14 protein-coding genes and 5 pseudogenes are annotated in these 17,941 nt (G+C 41.8%); 9 read left to right on the top strand and 10 right to left on the bottom strand.

Translation table 11 applies throughout. The features are described 5' to 3' along the window. Positions 1-18 precede the first annotated feature (18 nt). From istB to ACVLR6_RS14900, 3 genes and pseudogenes are all read left to right on the top strand, one after another. Positions 19-531 (top strand): annotated as a pseudogene (gene istB, locus ACVLR6_RS14910) (IS21-like element ISEc57 family helper ATPase IstB); the annotation flags it as partial. A 74-nt stretch (positions 532-605) separates the two neighbouring features. Then, positions 606-968 (top strand): annotated as a pseudogene (locus ACVLR6_RS14905) (hypothetical protein); the annotation flags it as partial. Positions 969-978: 10 nt separating this feature from the next. Next, positions 979-1,794 carry an aminoglycoside O-phosphotransferase APH(3')-Ib gene (locus tag ACVLR6_RS14900; protein ID WP_011205810.1) on the top strand — a complete coding sequence of 272 codons (816 nt, stop codon included), beginning with the start codon at positions 979-981 and terminating at the stop codon, positions 1,792-1,794. An 83-nt stretch (positions 1,795-1,877) separates the two neighbouring features. Here the strand turns inward: ACVLR6_RS14900 and ACVLR6_RS14895 are convergent, their stop codons facing one another. The 6 genes and pseudogenes from ACVLR6_RS14895 to ACVLR6_RS14870 all read right to left on the bottom strand — a co-directional run. Then, positions 1,878-2,168: a protein TraA gene (locus tag ACVLR6_RS14895; RefSeq protein ID WP_011205811.1), complete on the bottom strand. Its 291-nt coding sequence runs from the start codon at positions 2,166-2,168 to the stop codon at positions 1,878-1,880. Positions 2,169-2,175: 7 nt separating this feature from the next. Next, the gene (locus ACVLR6_RS14890) at positions 2,176-2,529 is read right to left on the bottom strand and encodes a KfrB domain-containing protein (protein ID WP_407098398.1); all 354 of its coding nucleotides are present in this window, start codon (positions 2,527-2,529) and stop codon (positions 2,176-2,178) included. Between the two features lie 4 nt (positions 2,530-2,533). Continuing rightward, positions 2,534-2,830, bottom strand: a pseudogene (locus ACVLR6_RS14885) (hypothetical protein); the annotation flags it as partial. A 131-nt stretch (positions 2,831-2,961) separates the two neighbouring features. Then, on the bottom strand, positions 2,962-3,918 hold the full coding sequence (locus tag ACVLR6_RS14880) for a LysR family transcriptional regulator (RefSeq protein ID WP_023434863.1): 957 nt from the start codon (positions 3,916-3,918) through the stop codon (positions 2,962-2,964). A gap of 54 nt (positions 3,919-3,972) precedes the next feature. After that, positions 3,973-5,187 (bottom strand): chloramphenicol/florfenicol efflux MFS transporter FloR, encoded by a 1,215-nt coding sequence (gene floR, locus ACVLR6_RS14875; protein WP_000214122.1) that lies wholly within the window; start codon positions 5,185-5,187, stop codon positions 3,973-3,975. Positions 5,188-5,403: 216 nt separating this feature from the next. Then, positions 5,404-5,520, bottom strand: a pseudogene (locus ACVLR6_RS14870) (DUF3363 domain-containing protein); the annotation flags it as partial. Between the two features lie 310 nt (positions 5,521-5,830). On the opposite strand from ACVLR6_RS14870, the gene ACVLR6_RS14865 reads away from it, so the two are divergent. From ACVLR6_RS14865 to ACVLR6_RS14845, 5 genes and pseudogenes are all read left to right on the top strand, one after another. Beyond that, on the top strand, positions 5,831-6,289 hold the full coding sequence (locus ACVLR6_RS14865; protein WP_206863010.1) for a hypothetical protein: 459 nt from the start codon (positions 5,831-5,833) through the stop codon (positions 6,287-6,289). A gap of 4 nt (positions 6,290-6,293) precedes the next feature. Continuing rightward, positions 6,294-8,639, top strand: coding sequence for a hypothetical protein (locus ACVLR6_RS14860; RefSeq protein ID WP_228289534.1), 2,346 nt, complete (start codon positions 6,294-6,296; stop codon positions 8,637-8,639). Next, the gene (locus tag ACVLR6_RS14855; protein WP_180058785.1) at positions 8,636-11,803 is read left to right on the top strand and encodes a site-specific integrase; all 3,168 of its coding nucleotides are present in this window, start codon (positions 8,636-8,638) and stop codon (positions 11,801-11,803) included. Before ACVLR6_RS14860 ends, ACVLR6_RS14855 begins: the two co-directional genes overlap by 4 nt. 161 nt (positions 11,804-11,964) lie before the next feature. Next, a pseudogene (locus ACVLR6_RS14850) lies at positions 11,965-12,298 on the top strand (class I SAM-dependent methyltransferase); the annotation flags it as partial. Then, positions 12,240-12,467, top strand: a complete 228-nt coding sequence (locus ACVLR6_RS14845) for a hypothetical protein (RefSeq protein ID WP_206863076.1) — start codon at positions 12,240-12,242, stop codon at positions 12,465-12,467. The pseudogene ACVLR6_RS14850 and the gene ACVLR6_RS14845, both read left to right, overlap by 59 nt. Here ACVLR6_RS14845 and ACVLR6_RS14840 read toward each other — a convergent pair. From ACVLR6_RS14840 to ACVLR6_RS14825, 4 genes are all read right to left on the bottom strand, one after another. After that, positions 12,464-12,952 (bottom strand): GNAT family N-acetyltransferase, encoded by a 489-nt coding sequence (locus ACVLR6_RS14840; protein ID WP_019383654.1) that lies wholly within the window; start codon positions 12,950-12,952, stop codon positions 12,464-12,466. The two genes, ACVLR6_RS14845 and ACVLR6_RS14840, sit on opposite strands and share 4 nt — an antisense overlap. Beyond that, on the bottom strand, positions 12,942-13,208 hold the full coding sequence (locus ACVLR6_RS14835; protein WP_026094019.1) for a type II toxin-antitoxin system TacA family antitoxin: 267 nt from the start codon (positions 13,206-13,208) through the stop codon (positions 12,942-12,944). The genes ACVLR6_RS14840 and ACVLR6_RS14835 overlap by 11 nt, the downstream gene beginning before the upstream one ends. 118 nt (positions 13,209-13,326) lie before the next feature. Further along, the gene (locus ACVLR6_RS14830) at positions 13,327-14,076 is read right to left on the bottom strand and encodes a metallophosphoesterase family protein (RefSeq protein WP_019383650.1); all 750 of its coding nucleotides are present in this window, start codon (positions 14,074-14,076) and stop codon (positions 13,327-13,329) included. Positions 14,077-14,221: 145 nt separating this feature from the next. Beyond that, entirely contained in the window at positions 14,222-15,250 is a 1,029-nt protein-coding gene (locus tag ACVLR6_RS14825; RefSeq protein WP_206863015.1) for an IS701 family transposase, read from the bottom strand. A 1,034-nt stretch (positions 15,251-16,284) separates the two neighbouring features. Here ACVLR6_RS14825 and ACVLR6_RS14820 point away from each other — a divergent pair. Next, positions 16,285-17,940 (top strand): HNH endonuclease signature motif containing protein, encoded by a 1,656-nt coding sequence (locus tag ACVLR6_RS14820; protein ID WP_419338600.1) that lies wholly within the window; start codon positions 16,285-16,287, stop codon positions 17,938-17,940. Position 17,941 lies beyond the last annotated feature (1 nt).

Raw genomic sequence — 17,941 nt, 5'->3', positions numbered from 1 at the left:
GACAAACCCGGTACGGTTCAGTTGCTTGAACTATTTAATTTAAGCTTTATTCCAAGAGCTGAAAATGTTGTATTTATTGGTGCAAGTGGTGTTGGGAAAACACATCTATCAATGGCTTTAGGCTATAAGGCAATTATGAATAATATTAAGACTAAGTTTATTACTGCAGCTGATTTAATGTTGCAACTTAGCCTAGCTTATCAACAAGGTAAATTAAAAAACTACATGCAACGTGTTGTACTTGCTCCAAAGTTATTGATTATCGATGAAATAGGATATTTACCATTTGGTCGTGAAGAAGCAAATTTATTTTTTAATGTTATTGCCAAGCGCTATGAAAAAGGCAGTACGATTTTGACCAGTAATTTACCATTTAGCCAGTGGTCTAAATCATTCGCAGATGATGTTACTTTGACAGCAGCAATGTTGGATCGTTTATTACATCATTGTCATGTTGTACAAATATCTGGGGAAAGTTATCGTCTAAAAGATAAAAAGAGAGTAGGAATTCAACCACAAATTGAGTCTTAATAAATCATCAAAGGGGTCAATTTTACTTTGCTGTTTTAAGGTAAAAGGGGTCAGTTTTAAATTGCCGTTGACAACGTGCCTGGATCTGGCTACACTATGCGGCCACCAAGCTCGCCCGTGGCGAGCTTTACGAAGCGATCGGCATGCTCGGTTTCTTCCGTGAGCAAGTGTTAGGACCTTTGCTCTACCGTCGCGCTGGAAAGGACCAGCGCGGAGTGAGGCGATTGGAAACCCTTCGACTGGATGAAGAGCGCAGACTAGCCACCACCATTGCGCTGCACGATGCGTTGTCTGTCAGGGATGCCATCAAAGCATCTGCCTCCATCTATCTCGACCTCCGAGCCGACGATCCGTCGTTGGAACCGACAACGCATATGCCAGGTCTTCTGTACGACTTAATAGAACGTGCGGTACCAGGCACGCCTAACCGTCAGTGAGATTGGATGAGTGAACGATATTGATCGAGAAGAGCCCTGCGCAGCCGCTGCCGTGCCCGAGAGCATGGCGGCTCACGTGATGGGATACAAATGGGCGCGTGATAAGGTTGGTCAGTCCGGCTGCGCGGTCTATCGGCTGCATAGCAAGTCAGGCGGCTCCGACTTGTTTCTGAAGCACGGCAAAGATGCTTTTGCCGACGACGTGACTGATGAAATGGTGAGATTGCGTTGGCTGGCGGGGCACATTTCTGTGCCCTCCGTTGTAAGCTTCGTTCGCACGCCCAATCAGGCATGGCTCCTGACAACAGCAATACATGGAAAAACGGCATATCAAGTGCTGAAATCGGATTTCGGAGCCCGTCTCGTTGTTGTTGACGCATTGGCGGCGTTCATGCGCCGACTGCATGCGATCCCAGTGAGCGAATGCTCCTTCAACAGTGACCACGCATGCAGGCTTGCCCGAGCGCGGGAGCGTATCGAGGCGGGGGTTGTTGATGTCGATGACTTCGATAAGGAGCGCGAAGGGTGGACGGCCGAACAGGTTTGGGAGGCGATGCATCGCCTCCTACCGCTCGCGCCGGACCCAGTCGTGACGCACGGCGATTTTTCACTCGATAATCTACTTATCGTCGAAGGTAAGGTAGTCGGCTGCATCGACGTTGGGCGGGCTGGTATTGCTGATCGATACCAAGACCTTGCCGTGTTATGGAACTGTCTTGAGGAGTTCGAACCTTCGCTTCAGGAGAGGCTTGTTGCGCAATATGGCATTGCCGATCCGGATAGGCGCAAGCTGCAATTTCATCTCCTGCTGGACGAACTTTTCTAAGGCGATGCCCCCTCGACCTCGATCAGGGAGGCGTTCAGGACGACTCACAAAGAAAGCCGGGCAATGCCCGGCTTTTTCTGCTGCTACCTCCGTAGTCGTAAGGTCGTTGCAGGTGCTCGGGTGCGGTACAACTCGCCGGTCGCCAGCTCAAGCGCGATCACGTCGTTGCCGTCGTAGTTGACGATGATGCTGTTGGGCCGACTGTCCTCACGCTTCGCAGGGAGAGGCCAGCCTTCAATCGAAGCCGGCGCAAGCTCGTAGTGCTTCCCGGTTTCGACGCTGCGCAGCGTCCAGGTCCTGCAACCGGCCACGCCGGTCGCAGAAACCACGGCGAGCGAGCCGCGAAAATCGTGCGGGTACGCCTCGATGTTCATACGCCTCCTAGATCGAGCGCGAGCGTTTCTGCTCGGCCTTGGCCGCCTGTTCCTGGGACACCTCGCCGATGACCTTGCCCTGGCCCCGGCTGTAGGCGATTTCGTAGTTCTTGCCGACAACCGGCGGCTTCTCAAAGATGCCCCGGCTGTGTTTCACGATCCCGCCTTCGCTGAACTGGTAGACGTTGCGCCCATCGTCGTGCAGCACCTGGCCGACGTGCTTGTGCGGGTGGACGTTTTTGCTTGCGTCCTTCGCATCGCTCAACTGGTGAATGCCTTTCGGTAGCCCCGCCTCGGGCAACACCTTCATGGTCAGCCATTCGCCGTTCACTACCTGGTCCACCTGGCGGCTGCCGTTCATGACGGCGATCTTGACGAATCGACATGAGGATGGCGGCGGCGATGGCGATGAAGCCGCCCGATACCGCGATGATGCCGCCCTCGACGAAGATAGCGGGCGCGTAGGCGTCGAAGGAAAACCACCACCAGAAGAAGGCCGGCGGATAATAGACCGGCAGGCCCGCCAGATCGAACCATGGCGCTCCAAGCTGGGGCTGGAAGCCGAGGCGAAAGGCAACCCATTGCGTCGCCGCCCACGTCATCACCAGAACGATGGTGATGACTACGGCGATCTGACCCCAAAGGATTCGGCCTCCGCGCAATGCAGGCTCCAGTCGGCAAAAGAGACGGAGCCGATCAGAGAGTAGGCAAAATCGGGACGGGCAACAGGAAAGAGGATGCCGGAGGGCTGCCGGATACTATCGGCGGCAAATAGGATGGATCGCCTGTGCCGTTATCGTGCCGGTCGAGTGCCATCCAGGAAACGATTGGGCGAATCGCCGTCACGCTTCATTTTGCCTGCGAGGTTGAGTAGATTTTTCAGTGCGGAGTTGCGATTGAACGGCGACCAGACGGCTGTAAAGGCAACCGGCTCCGGTTCATCGAGGAAGGGCAGGAAGACGATGCCGGTCGTCGGCAACAATGACGTTGCCTCGCCGACGATAGTGATGCCGAAGCCTTGTCCGACCATAGATAGCAGCGTGTCGCGCCCCACATCAAAGCGCCGGATCGACGGTGCGGGCCAACGCCCGGCAAGGCGCAGCACGATATGGTCATGGACCTGCGGGCCGGTGCCACCATAGCGAACAATGAAAGTCTCGCCGACCAGATCGGACCAAGTGATTGCGGACTGCCCGGCGAGGCGATGCCCATCCGATAGCACGGCCACCAGCGGTTCGGTCCAGATCGGTCGGGTATGGCAGTCGGGCATCTCGGGCTTGCCCGCGACGAACACCACGTCGAGCTGGTCAGCACGAAGCTGCATCACCGCATCGCGGGCTGTGCCTTCGGTGATCTCAACCTCAATGCCCGTATGTTCTTCCCGATAATGACGGATCAGCTCCGTGAGAAAGCTGCGTGGGATTAAGGCATGGATGCCGATGCGAAGCCGGCCGTATTCTCCTTGAGCTGTCATGCCTGCGGTCTTCACTGCGTGATCGAGTTGATCGACACCCGCCGTGACACGCTCCATGAAGTGCCTGCCTGCGTCTGTTAGCCGAACGCCCCGCGCATGGCGCTCAAATAGCAGGACACCAAGGTTATCCTCCAGCGCTTTCACACGCGCGCTGACGCTCGACTGGCTGATACCAAGTGCCTTGGCCGCATGCCGAAAATTCAGATGCTCGGCGACGGCGATGAACTGAACAAGGGAAATGAGCGGTATCCTGCCAGACAGGATACCGACATTCACGAGGTTTCGATGGTTAGTGCGCCGCATCGGAGCGGGCCTGCTACCAGTCGTCGGTTAGACGACTGGCGACTTCTCGGTGGCAGCCCCACGGAGCCGAAGGAGCACCAGCCCCAACGAAACCAGTACCGCCATCGCCGTGGCGTAACAGATCACGGGCCACGCTGTGTCACCGTTTAAAAGTGCCACCGCCAATGTCCCGACAATGCTGACTATCAGGCTTTGAACGCAGAAGTAGAACGCGACCGCTGATCCCGCGATGTCGTCGAACTCTGCCAAAGCGCCGTTCGCGGTAACGGACACCGTGAAGACAATACCGACCGCGACAACCCACATCGGTAGGATGAAGGTGAGGAATGACGGCGAGCCGTAAAGTTCGCCGATCCCCAACAGGACCGCTCCGCAAACAAGCAACGCCATCCCACGCGCCACGCATCCTGCGATGCCCCATCTGGCGACAAAGGACTTCGCGAAACGGGTTGTCACGATCATTACAAGCGCGACAGTGGCGAAGGCAAAGCTGAATCCGATCTCGGAATATTCCGCTTGGCCTATGAGCACACGGGGAGCCGTCGAGAAGAAGACGAAGTAGGTGCCCATACCGGCGCTAAAGCCGACAGTGTAAACCCAAAAAGCCGGACTCGCGAAGATCGGCAAGACAGATCGGCGCGTCTTGACTTGATCCAGAGGGCGGGTTTCGTGCCACCTGAAACCCGCATTTAGGAGTGCGAGCATCGCCAGTATAGCCAAAGTAATGAATATCGCCTGCCATCCCAAGAACTCGCCGATCAATACTCCGGCGATAGGGCCGAGCGCAGGCACGAACGCCAGCATCGAACTGAAAAGGCCGTAGATGACGACACCCTCAGGACGGTTGGCATAAACGTCGCGAACCGTCGCGAACGTCGCCACCAGCATGGCCGACGCGCCCACTGCTTGAAGTAGACGGAAAGCGACAAAGGCCGGTGCAGTTGAAGACCAAGCTGCTCCCAGAGACGCAATGACGAAAGCCGTTGCGCCCGCAAGTAGAATTGGCCGTCGCCCGATTCTGTCTGAGAGCGGACCAAAAATCACCTGGCCCACGCCGAGCATCACCATATAGAGGCTCAACGTGAGTTGGATCATAGCGGGCGTCGTGTTCAGGATGCCGGGCATCGCTGGAACGACAGGGAGATAAATATCCATCGCCAGTGAAGCGAGGATGTCGAAAGGAGCCATCAGCAGCAGTGCTGCCGGCAGCGTATAGGCCCACGCGGGGCGTGTGGTGGTCATGACGAATCAACCCTCGATTAAGGAATACCGGGCGACGTCTGCTCGTCAGCAATCAGATGAGACTAGCCTTACAGAGCGCCGCAACAACAATACTGGTTGTTGCGGCTTACTTGTCTGATGACTTGGAATTTCCCATCTGATTACTCCACGCTTACGAATATGAATTGCTACATTTTATCCGATTATCTTTTGCTTCGCAATGCGGCATGGGCGCACTCAGCGTTCCAGCCCCCTCTGCCGCCCTAACTGCCACGACACCGACCCGCCCTGCACGATGCCCATAACCTCGCGGCCGAGTTGGCGGTCGATGATCGGCCGCCACGGGACAAGGGTTGTTAGCGGCAATGTAAAAATGACCCCCAACAGCATTTGAAAATTGACCCCCTTGGTTAATATAGTGGTCTTTTTGGACTGCTCAACATGTTAACTTTGGAGCAAGCAGTGACAATCCAAATACTTCATCAACAAGGTCAATCTATTAAGGCAATTAGCCGCGAATAACTAAAAACTATAAGAAAATGGAAGAATAAAATTTAAAAAGATATTTTATTACAAATACTTACTAAATTTATTTTGATTTGTGAAATAAAAAATAGAAAAAGTGTTATAACTATTTGTATTAATATTTTGAGCTAATTGTGTCATGAGTTTTGATCAAACGATAAAAAATACTCTCGTATTTTTTTATCAATTTGTTCTACCCTTATCAACCAAAACAAAAGACTTGGAATACATCAAAGCTAAGCTGAAACAACTAGAAAAAATTAGGCCAGGCAACAACAAGAGTAAGCAGAATAATTTTAAAAAAATTTATGTAAAACTCTGGCATCGTATTTTAGAACTTTTGAAAACAGATAGGGCAGTACGTGCAAATGTCCAATATATTCCGCAGATTCAGCTTATTTGCGATATGGAAAAATATATCGATTCAAAAATGGCATTAGAAATTTTTAATACACGTAAGGAACTCACTACACCATTACTACTTCAATTTTTTGACATACGTAACGATGAAACGAGACAAAAAGTCATGGAGAAATGTTCTAAGAAGCAGCTTGGTATGATCGAGACTTCAACTTTAATCAATGCAGAGCAAGAGTGAACGAATGGAAGTTCAGAAAAAGAGAGAACGGAGACAAGATCTCTTTTTAACACAATACCAAGAGTACAGAACAAAGTTTATTTCGCATGCTGTATTTGATGATTTAGATGAAAGTGATAAGCAGACTTTTAGTGATTTTGGAAAAACTGCGCATAAGGTTTTTCACGAGATAATTAAAGCGCGTAAACTGGGTGAAGAATATCGAGTTGCGGCCTTAAGCTTTTTTGCTTCGGGTGATGTATTAGACCATGCTGGATGGTCATACCTCATTTTGAGAACGAGTTATTTTGTTGAAGCGCTTTATATAAAATTAGCCGTTATCCCAGATTCCCAAGCTAAACAAAAAGAAATTTTTGATTTATTTCGATATATTGCAAAATCAATTCTACAACAAAGTGAAGAAAGTTCTTTAAAATACGAGAGTAAAAGGCTCTTAGAATACTTTATAGAATATATGTTAGAACTCGAACAGGACAAGGTGACGAGTGACTGGGAGAGTTTCCTTAAGAATAAAATAAATCAAAAATTGCCCGAGTTCACTCAAACTAAGGTGCTAAATTATATAAATGACTTAAAAATTATCTTTAAACGATTAAAACAAGGGAGGATTGTAAAACGCTCGCGTCGTAAAAAAATAAAAATTTCAGATTGGCCGACAAAGAAAAAATTAAGAAGTTTCCAAAAGAAGAGAGAACAAAGACAGCTTATTAAAGGATATCCAGCATATATTCAAGCTCGACAGGAGATCTTTTATGCTGATGATGGAGATGTTGAATTTATAGATGAGGGGATTGCTGTACATACAACATCTAAATCTACAGCTCGTTTTAATACAGTATTGAACAATCATAGTGAACATTTGATGAGGCATCGTCAAAGACGTCTACAACCGTTTGTAACCAACACAAATTACATGAGCAAAGATGTGATTCAACATCTTATCTATATTTTGAAGGGTGAGTTATATAATGCTCCTACTCAAGATTCAGCGATTGCAGCAGCATGCTTATTGAGTTTAGCGACGGGTTTATCACCAAGGCATTTGCTTCAATATAAACAACTGATTGATGAGGGAGTGCTTATTAAAGGTGGTAGTTCTAAAAAGCCGGAGTATCGACTCAGATTACATTTAGATATTACAAAACAAAAAGTTGAAACTTTAAAGATTCACCAACTGAATAAAACAGTGACGCATGATCTCCATGTATCAAGCAGTTGGTTTGAATATCTTATTTTGAATGGATCACAACAGGTACTTACAGTACAAGAGATCAATCAAAGACTCAAAAAATGGACTCAGAATCAGGGGCTAGGTTCAATTACTGTTGAGAAACTCCAAGCCCAGCTGTATTTCTATATTTTTCACCGTACTTTTAATGAATATATTGCCCATGTGCTATCGGGCAAAGATAGCACCCATGAGCTACCGAGTAGTTTCTACAATGGTGTGAGCGCATCGGAATTGAATCAGCATTATTTGATCTACTTAGAGACACTCAGTGTTGAAGAAACGAAAACAGAAATTGAAATGCTTAAAGAGCAGTTTGTTAAACATGAACCTGCGTCTATATCACGTTTTGGTAGCCAATTAGCACTCAATCAAAATTATGTTGGTCAATTTTTTACACGATTACATGCCATTTGCGTTGATAAAATACAGATACATCAACATATAATTGAGCGAATTAATGCCTATAGTGCTTGGATGTGGCATATCAGCTTATTGTGTCTAACACGCCGTCCTCGGGAAAACTTATTAGGAAAGTATAGTGACTACGATTTAAAACTAAAGTTGTTGTATGTAGATGATAAGCAAAACAGTCAATCACGAAAAGATGGTCGCTATATACCGCTCCCAGCATTTTTTATCCAAGCTTTTAAACGTTATACGCAATTTTTAAATACGGTCACTCAGCAGTATGAAGAGCTCCTCCGATTTGTGTTTGGGAAAAAGATTACATTGCAAGATTTGTTTGGCCAAGTGATCCATTACCCGAAATCGTTACCGACCACTGCTGAGGAATGGGCAAGTAAGAAAATTAAGATTGCTGCGCTTAACCGAAGTTGGATTAATGACTATATTGAAGGTCATCAACTCAGCAGTTTATATAATAACTGGCTACGACACTTTGATATGAATATGTTGATGAAGCAAGGTTTGGCTTTTAATGTCATACAAGCAGTTTATGGGCATGATCAGCGTAATCAGGAGCTCTTTTATCGCTATTCATCTGCATCTTTACCACAATATATCAATCAATTTACCCAAAATATTGATCGCATGATTAAGCAATTGCAGATTGAGCATCTGTCATACATTTCAGTACTTCAATCTGAGGGCTTATCATGAGTATAGATGAGTCATTGATTCAAAAAATTCAGGTTCAGGTTGATTCTGTATTTGCCGAAATGAAAAGTCAGATTAAGAGTTTAAGAGACCGACCTGAATTATTAGATAACACACTAAATAGCTTGTGGTACGAGTTTTATGATGAATTTATTTGTTTTTTAGAGCAGAAGAAATTTACTCGGAAAGATGCTCAAAAACCGTATATTCAAGCTATTGAAAAATATTTTTTATCTTTGCGTCAGACCTATTTATCTCAAGCAAAGAATGCGTATCCAATCAAAGTATGGCCTAAAACTACTTTTCTAGAACCTATACCCAGACAACTTCGTAGTACTGAATCACATCTTCGGCAAGGACAAAAACATTATCATATTGCTATAGCCTTAAAATCCTATTGGAATTGTCCATACAAGGATGAAGTTACTCCGGCATGGTTATGGGGGAATTTTTATTTAAGTCTGATGTACTGCTCTGGCTGTACTGATCTAAGTCAATTAACAGCAATTGGTAATACCCTGGTCAACGCTATTGTCAAAGATGAACTCCAAATCTGTACTAAACTTTATCATGCTGGATATAAAACAATCATCCAACCACTCGCACTGCATTATCGAGTACCACAGCGTGCTTATGGTAATCAAATCGAAAATAGACAGGTGTATCAGTGGCGTTATATTTGGCTTAATCCCTATGCACAGTTGTTTATACAAGGGATAAAACAGCATGGCTCTCAAGCCTTGAATCAGCAGATGCCACGATATGTTTTGGAGTCTATCTCTACTGTATTAGGGAAATTACCTAAAGAAATTGATCTGAGTCATCAGTTCGTAGGTCTGAAAAAACTACTACGCCGTAATGATAAACAGTTAGCAGAGCTTCGTTCACTTACACCTTTTGATCATTCAAACTTAGCCATTGAGCTTGACTCTTATTCGGGCTTAGATATGTGCTTAAGCGAGGTTATGCGAGGTCGTCTCAAAACGGTGTCGTTAACACCTATTGATCAGGCGAGAGCATGGTTAGATCACAACATCTTGCAGACGCAGTTAACACATATTGAGCGGTATATACCACTACAGACAGAAAAGGCGGTACCAGACTTAATTACAGCTCACCAGCAACTCAAAGAAATTCCATTTGAATTGATGCTATTTGAAAAAGATCAGACTGAAGTTGATAAGCGTCAGAAACGGCAGCGTAAAAGTGAACGTGTGAAATGGATCAGATGGACAAGCATTCAGAAGCGACTAGAAGAAAAGAAGCCTCACGTTGGCCTGTATGAAAAAAATCTAATAGAAGCACAGCTCAGGCTACTGGGTTGGATTTTTCATCTTAAGTCTCAAAAGATGAAACTCAATAGTATCGAGCGGTATTTAAGTAGTATCGCTAAAGATTACTTATTCCATGTCTATATGTTCCCAGGTGATATAGATAACATGGATCAAGAAGATTGTGAGGAACTGTACGACGCTATCTTAGATAGTATTGATGATCGAGATCAAGCCAAACGTGAGACTGATCCTAAGGCCAATCACGGACGTGCACAGTATGCATTTGGCAGACTTAAAGCATTTCATCAGTTTTGTATGAAACAATACCGTGTCCCTAAGGTCGGTACCTTTCAATACAATGATTATCATCGTGTACAATTTTGTCATGCCAAATTAATTAGCCCAAAATTGTTCAATCAGCTTAAACAGGTACTAAGTTTAAAGATTGAAAAATGTCAAACAACTAAAGAGCAAGCGTATCTTTTTCAGCTACAGCTCATGTATTTACTCGCATTTCGTTTGGGGATGCGATTGAATGAAATTAGGGGACTTACATTGGCAGAGGTCATTTGTCCTGAACTGATTTGGCGTAATGATACGCTGACCAAACCTGTGCAGATCCGTTTTAATTTACGTAACAATGTTTATCGGAAACTCAAAAGCCAAAACGCAAAGCGTCAGCTTGATCTGAACGCCGTCATGCTCGATGAAGAGTTGGCATTGGTACAGCAATATCTAAAACAATGTATTACACATAATCCAGCGAAAACTAATCATGCGGACAAATTGATTTTTGCCCAAGATGGCGAAATTTTAAGTGAAGCTTATATTAGTGAAATGACCCAAGTGATTTTTGATGAGATATTGGGTGAAGGGCATGGTTATACTTTCCATAACTTTAGACATAGTGCCGCGAATCATTTAGCAATCGCTTGGTTAGGCTCAAAAGAGATGATCATGACCTATACGGATTACACTTGGAGCCGGTGTAAAGTCATGCGTCAGCATTTATTTGGAGAAACTGCAATTCAGCATGAAGCTGTCATACAGCATAAGTGGCGGTTACTAGCTGACTGGATGGGGCATGCAAACATAGAGCAAACAGCATCTCACTATCTACATGTGCTGGATTTGTTGGTGATAGATCGAATTTATCATTTGCCTTGTACAATTCATCGGGACACGATCAAACTGATACTTCAAAATGACTTAACAAGTGCTAACACAGAAATTGTGGATCTTAATCATATAATACGAAAAGGCCAGTATTTCGATTTTTATCATGCCACTTATGCACTCAAAAAAGTGGATTCAGTTAAACCTGTTCAGCCTAAAATAAGTAAAAATGTATCTGTATCTACCATCATCCATGATTACATTAAATATAGAGCTTATGAGGACCATGATTGGGTATTACGCAGTAAAAAGCTCGCTACTAAGTGGATGGCGGTAAAAAAGCCTCAAAATAATGAGGATTTTAGTGAAGATGAACTCATCTCCTTATATGAAAAAGCCTTAAAGAAAGGTTTTGAAGCAAAGCAATGCGTAGAGATTTCAGCACTGCCAAAGCGGGTTCAACATCAGGTTTTAGAAGCCTTGAGTATTTTAATTGAACATGGAAAGCTGAGAAAAAACTTTATTCATTTTCAATATCGTTTTGATAAGCAAAATAGGCCACGTGTCGATTGGTCCATTCAACATCTGATTACGGGACTGAAGTATTTACTCCCTGAGGATACGCAGCTAAAAGTTGATAATGATCCACCGGATAAGTCACAAAAAAGTCGTGAAGTGAAATTAAGCTTTATCAATGAAAACAATAAAAATACGACACTTTGTATTGCGTTTATTATGTTGATACATGCGATTCAGCAAGAAAAATTGAGCATTTAAAATGAATTGTTTTAATGTGTCTAAGGCAAGCTGTATTGAATATAAATCAATATAGAAAGGGACGAGCGATATCGTCGCTGAAGTTGTAGGTTAAAATCGTTTCTCAATGATAAGCGAACTCTGATATCGTATATATACATGGCTGAGATGTATCCAACTGAATGAAAACAATAGATTATTACAATAAACAGGCTGATCAATTTATAAAGTCGACCTTGAATGTGGATATGGAAGCACTATACCAACCTTTTTAGAGCAATTAGCACATGATGCCTACATTTTAGATTTAGGTTGTGGCTCAGGTCGGGATACTTTGGCTTTTAGAAAAAAGGGCTATTACGTAGATGCGATTGACTATTCTGAAGAACTTGTAAAAAAAGCGACTGAACTTACAGGGTTGAAAGTACGTTATCAAAGTTTTTATGACTAGCAGAATATGAAACATATGATGGTATTTGGGCATGTGCCTCTTTACTACATTGTGCTCGTAATAGACATCTCTGATGTTTTAAAATGTATTCATGCTGCATTAATGAATAGTTCATCTTCATATCAGCATGTTGAAGAGCAAGATCTTGAAAAATTTGCAGATTATTGGATAGGTCTGTCACCAATTCTCATTCATAGTTTGCCAGTTACTTGTATTCCTAGTAGACCACTTTAATTAAAATTAGGAATTTCATTCACTGGATATATTAATGTTAATGGATTTGATGTTAAAGAAATGAAGCCAAAACGCTGATAAAATTCCATCGCTTTTTGATCTTTTGCATGTATTACAACAAAATTTACACCAATAATTTGAGCAACTTTTGAAACTTGTTTGAGAGCATGTGCTAAAAGCACTTTTCCAATTCCTTGCCCTTGAGTCACTTTATCAACGGCAAAGCGACCTACAACAACACAAGGGAGTGGATAACGAGGTAAGCGTTTGGTGAGTACGGTATCTACTAAATCGAATCCAATAGAGGTACTAGATAGACAGTAAAACCCTATCACATTTGAAGCATGATCAACAGCAACATACGTTTTACTTGTCCCTGATTTCTGATGTTGGGACGCATATTGTTTAATGAACTTATTTAAGTCATCTTGCCCACAATTAAATGATTTTCTTTGGTGATGAGTTTGTAAAATCTCAATTCTCATCTAATAAACTCATTAATTTCTTCATTTCATCGTTTGCAGGGCGTGGATTTTCAAGCAAATTCATTAACATATCACGATCAGCATTATTTACTTTCAACTCATGGTTAGATTTAAGTAAGTCTTTTGCTCGTTCAAAGGAGGATTGCAGCATAAAAGAACTTACACTGAGGCCTAATAAATTCGCAGCTTGCTCAATCACATTCTTTGCATCTGCTGTTGAACGAACATTAATTCGTTCAGTTGCTAAATTAGCCATTTCTTCACCAATAAGTACATCATTTTGATGTACAAATTATAACATATCAAGATGTAGCATCAAGACTTAAAATCGAGTTATCTGACGCTTTAAAAAAGTTTCAGAAAAATATATCTATTTAAACTTCGATGATCAAATTTTCTCTAAACCCATTTTTACCTTGCTCTGGTGGATAACCCAAAGGATTGATCACTAATCTACATCCATCGACTACAGTATCCACTGATGTATGCGTATGTCCTGCAATCCATAACTTAAAGCCTTTTACATCTAGGTCATTAATAAAATAGGGATTGAGGGCTGATGCAACAGGATGCGTACCCCAATATGGATCAAGACAAGCTAAATGAGGTGGAAAATGCGTAATAACAATCACATGATCTTGCCCTCTAAACTGCAAAATATTTTGATGATATTTTTTAAATAGTTTTATGTAGTCATCGGCGGTTATAGGTCTATTTTCATTGCTAATCATGATTTGATCAAAATCATAAATCGATTGTTCAGCATCTTTTTGGGACTGTAAAAGTACCTCAGGAGATGTAAGTGGTGAATTGGAGCGAAAGTTCGTAAACAGCGTGCCACCTACAAATATTTTATCTTGAATTTTGATATGGTTGTCATCAACTAGTGCATTTTTTGGGTAGTTTTCTTTCAAGAAATTCACGACTGAACTGTAGTTAGAGCTGTAGTAATCATGATTACCTAAAACAAAGATAAATTTTTTGTTCAGAGATTTACATTTTTCGGCAAACTCAATTGTACCACTTAAGCGATTAGAAAAATCGCCAGCGTGAATAATGACATCAGCTTGCTCTGATATTGAATATTTAGAATTGTGAGTATCAGATAAAATTTGCAGTTTCAATCTACTTCCTTTATTAAATCACGCTGCTTAAATATATAGAGTTTCATTGCGATCAGTTTACAGCAACTAAATATTGTAGAAATTATAAGATACTTATCTGTATTCTTAAGCCTCTAAAAATATAGGTAATAGGACTTACGCACTATTATTTAAAGATTCTCTGTGGTAACAGATGATTTTTATCGAGAATAAAGTCATCAATGAAGCTTTTGATAATTGGTCTAAATAATTTCTTCTGCCAACGATATACATTTTCAAAGATCCGCTCAAACTGGTTCTTTTGTATCTCAACGTAGGCCATCAAGGCTGAAAAAATATGATTCAAAATCAGTTTAGATCGTCTTACCTGAAACTTTTCAATATGACAAACCTGTTTAATCACCCGGTGATATTGCTCTATTTTCCAATGACTTGAATGTAATTCATGAAAACCCTCAAAGGACAATAAATCATCTTCATCTTGATGTACAATATAAAACCTCTGCTGTTCTTTTAACTGAGTCTTAAATAATTGTACAAAGCCAAAATCTTTGAGCCAAACCACTTGACCCTGATGGAAATCTGGCAATAAACGCAGTTGAAACCATTGTCCTTTTTCTGGGGAAACCTTACGGTTACAGTCGATACCAAACATAAATCGAATACCATATTTTCTTATGGTTTTTAGATTTCCAGTCGATGAATACCAACTATCACCTGTAATAAATTGAATCTTTGCACCCCAACTGAGTACTTCACTTAACATATCCATAAAGTAATCATTCTTGGTTTTACTTTCAGATTTGTCATAAATTCGGAAATTAATTGGAATATTTTGACCATTTTGATCTGTCGCATACAAGGTAATGAGATTAATACCCTTGACGGATCGGTGGTGTTTGCCTGACCAAAAATAGCTAACTAAGTCCATATGTTGACTATATGGTTTATCTAAAACAGTATCATCAATACTGACTATAAGTTTATTATTATCAATATGTTGAATTGATTCTTGATATAGGTCGTGAGGTGTGTAGTCTTCACGCTCTAGAAAGCGATTTACACTATCATGCGAGATATTATAAGTCTCGGCAAGTTGTGTGCATCTAATAGAGTTCGGTTCTGTCATGAGAAAGCCCATATAAATGGGTAATGTACAAGTTGCTGTAGAAGCATGTTTAATTCGTCTGATCACAGATACTTTATAAAGTATTTTAATACTTTTTTGAATCCGTCAATGCGTAAGTCCTATATTATTGTAAATTTAATCTATAAAATATAAAATTATATATAAGGTAAATTTTATAGACTAGGGAGTTAGTATAAATTATTTACCCTATAAATTCATTTGTTTTATTATGTAAAATAGGGAAATTAGTTTTTATTTTTATAAATAAAAAAATTAATTTTGCTAGATTTATAATATTAAATACAGCATAGAAAAATGGGTTGTGTTTTTGGTTTGATTTTATAAGCTAATTTTAAATAGCCTAAGCAAATATATTTCAGAAAAATAGCCCAAGCCTTTGCTTTTTAAAACTGCTGTTTTACAAAGCAAAGGCTTGGCAGTCCACCAATATGATTATTTTTAGATTTTAATGAGATACCAAAAAATGGAGAAGATAAATTAATTAGCTTAGGTAATCCTTCTATAAGTATGCAGCATAGATTTTGAGCTAAACACGCATCCTTGTATGTAGGTAAAATACAGGGATTTTTTCGGCTAAAATTTTGAAAAAATTAAGCCAGCATTCAATTTTAAAATATCACTAAAAAATGAATAAAAAATTCTAATTTGGTTTGACCAAAGAAAAAGATACCCATATGATAATTACATTACAGCAAAATCTGTAATCGGGCGTGGAAACCCGCATCTCAACGTGCTAAAGAGTCACTTTTAGTGGCTCTTTTGTGTCTGCATGGCAATGCTTTATGGCAGGCCAAGTAGGGCAGTCTATGACTGGCCGTTTCGTTGAGCGGTATTTCCACCCCTATTTGGTTTGCCACCATCTCGTGGAAAAGATGTTGGCAAATTTCACATTGATCAACGAGATTACAATATGAAAAATATCATCTTAAAAGTACCCATTTCTCTTAAGCTTCTTTTGTTAGCGCTGACTGGATATTGACGGTCATTTAATTCACAGCTTTAACCAAATCGAACTATATACATTTTCAAATTTCGTACTTGAGCGAAAGTAGGAAAGTGTTGCCTGGAGAAAATAAGAAATGGGTTCTACACGACTATTGACCAATATTATTCAGCGTAAAGTCATGTTGCCAGAAGAAATGTCACCTTCAATGCAGCGTGACAATTTTGAAGTGGCACTGACTGATTTTGAAAAGCATCCAATCATCAAATGTTTATTTAAGGCGGATAACCAGCGTTCTACGGAATGTTGGAGCGTGCAAGAAATTGCAAACTTTATTGAGGATTGCACAGAAGATCAAAACATCAATTTATGCATTTTGTATTGGAAAGATATACACGGCAATATTTACATTATTGATGGAGCACATCGTCTTTCCTGTATCTATGCGTGGATTAATAGATATTTTGCGGATGAGCAAGTCACTCAAGCACCTAATTTCAATGATCCACAAAAACAAGATATTCGTTACCTCCGCAATTATTTAGGAGATCTCGCTGATTTTCAAAGAATTTGCACTGATGCTGAATTTGCAGAAAAAAAGTCGAAGTTAGAAGATATTAAAATCAGTTTCAGGCAGGTACTGGGGACTCCGGAAGATGCGCGACGGGTATTTCAATCTATTAACTCAGATACTAAACGTTTAGATAAATATGAGGAATATCACCTAAGAAATCGCGGTAGTGACGCGTATTATGCGATCTATGCCTGTTGTTATATCAATGACAATAAATCTAACCTAGAAGAGCTCCAATATACACGTTTAAATGAGTTGATTGAGTTAGGGGAGAGGATCCACCAGTTACTTTTTTCGACCATTTTATTAGACAATGAAATGAGTCATGGCAAAAAAATTGGCCTGGTCAATGAGCTGATGAATATCATTGCGGGTGATCAGATTCATAATATTATGAGTCTGAATCAGGGGGAGCGCGTTGAAAACCTAATGTCGCATCTGTTGACCATTCTTTGCAGAATAGCGACGCCTGTAAAAAATGCTGGGGTTCCGAGTTTGGGCTTACATCCATACTTATATTTTTATAAGGATCAGCGTTTTCAGATTACTTCTTTTCTTGCATGGTTTTCAATTGTGTATGAAATTCATGAAAGCCGCATGCAGATTCATCATCGAAAGATTAGTTTCAAGGACTTCACCCGGGTACGCCGTAGTATTGAGTTCTTGATCGCCAATTTCCCCGTGGCGACCACCGAAACGGTCGGCAAGTTCGGCAGTGGTATCAAGGGCTATGATCGGCTACAAATTGTCTATAAAGCCTTTATTTGCTTAAGCTTGGAAATGGAGGTTGATTTTGATGATGAGGAATGCCTGAATACCTTTATTCTGTCCATGTCTAAGGCCTTCAAGTACATAAACTTTAACGAGTTTTATGTCGAAAGGTTTTTGGGTGGTTATGATGATGCAGTCGTTAAGCATGTGGTGGGATATGTGGAGTCGATTAGTCCAATTTCTCGGTCAAAGCCCAAGGCCTTTTCGGCATTAACCAAGAGTCTGCTTAAGCACAATTTTGTGGTGGGTAATCATAACTTTTGCCTCATTTGTGATGGATTGATCTATCTTGATTCTACTGAATCGGATCATCGGATTGCCAAAGCCGTAGGTGGGCAAGGTGTTCTAGAGAATGGTCTGCTGGTTCATCCCATCTGTAATAGAATGAAATCAGATCTGAGTCTGGAAGAGATTAGAGCGGATTTGTTTGGTGAATTACTGTATTAAT

Source organism: Acinetobacter sp. T63 (genome assembly GCF_053852345.1).
Note: the sequence above shows the minus strand (reverse complement) of the source record. Positions and strands in the feature narration are given on the sequence as shown.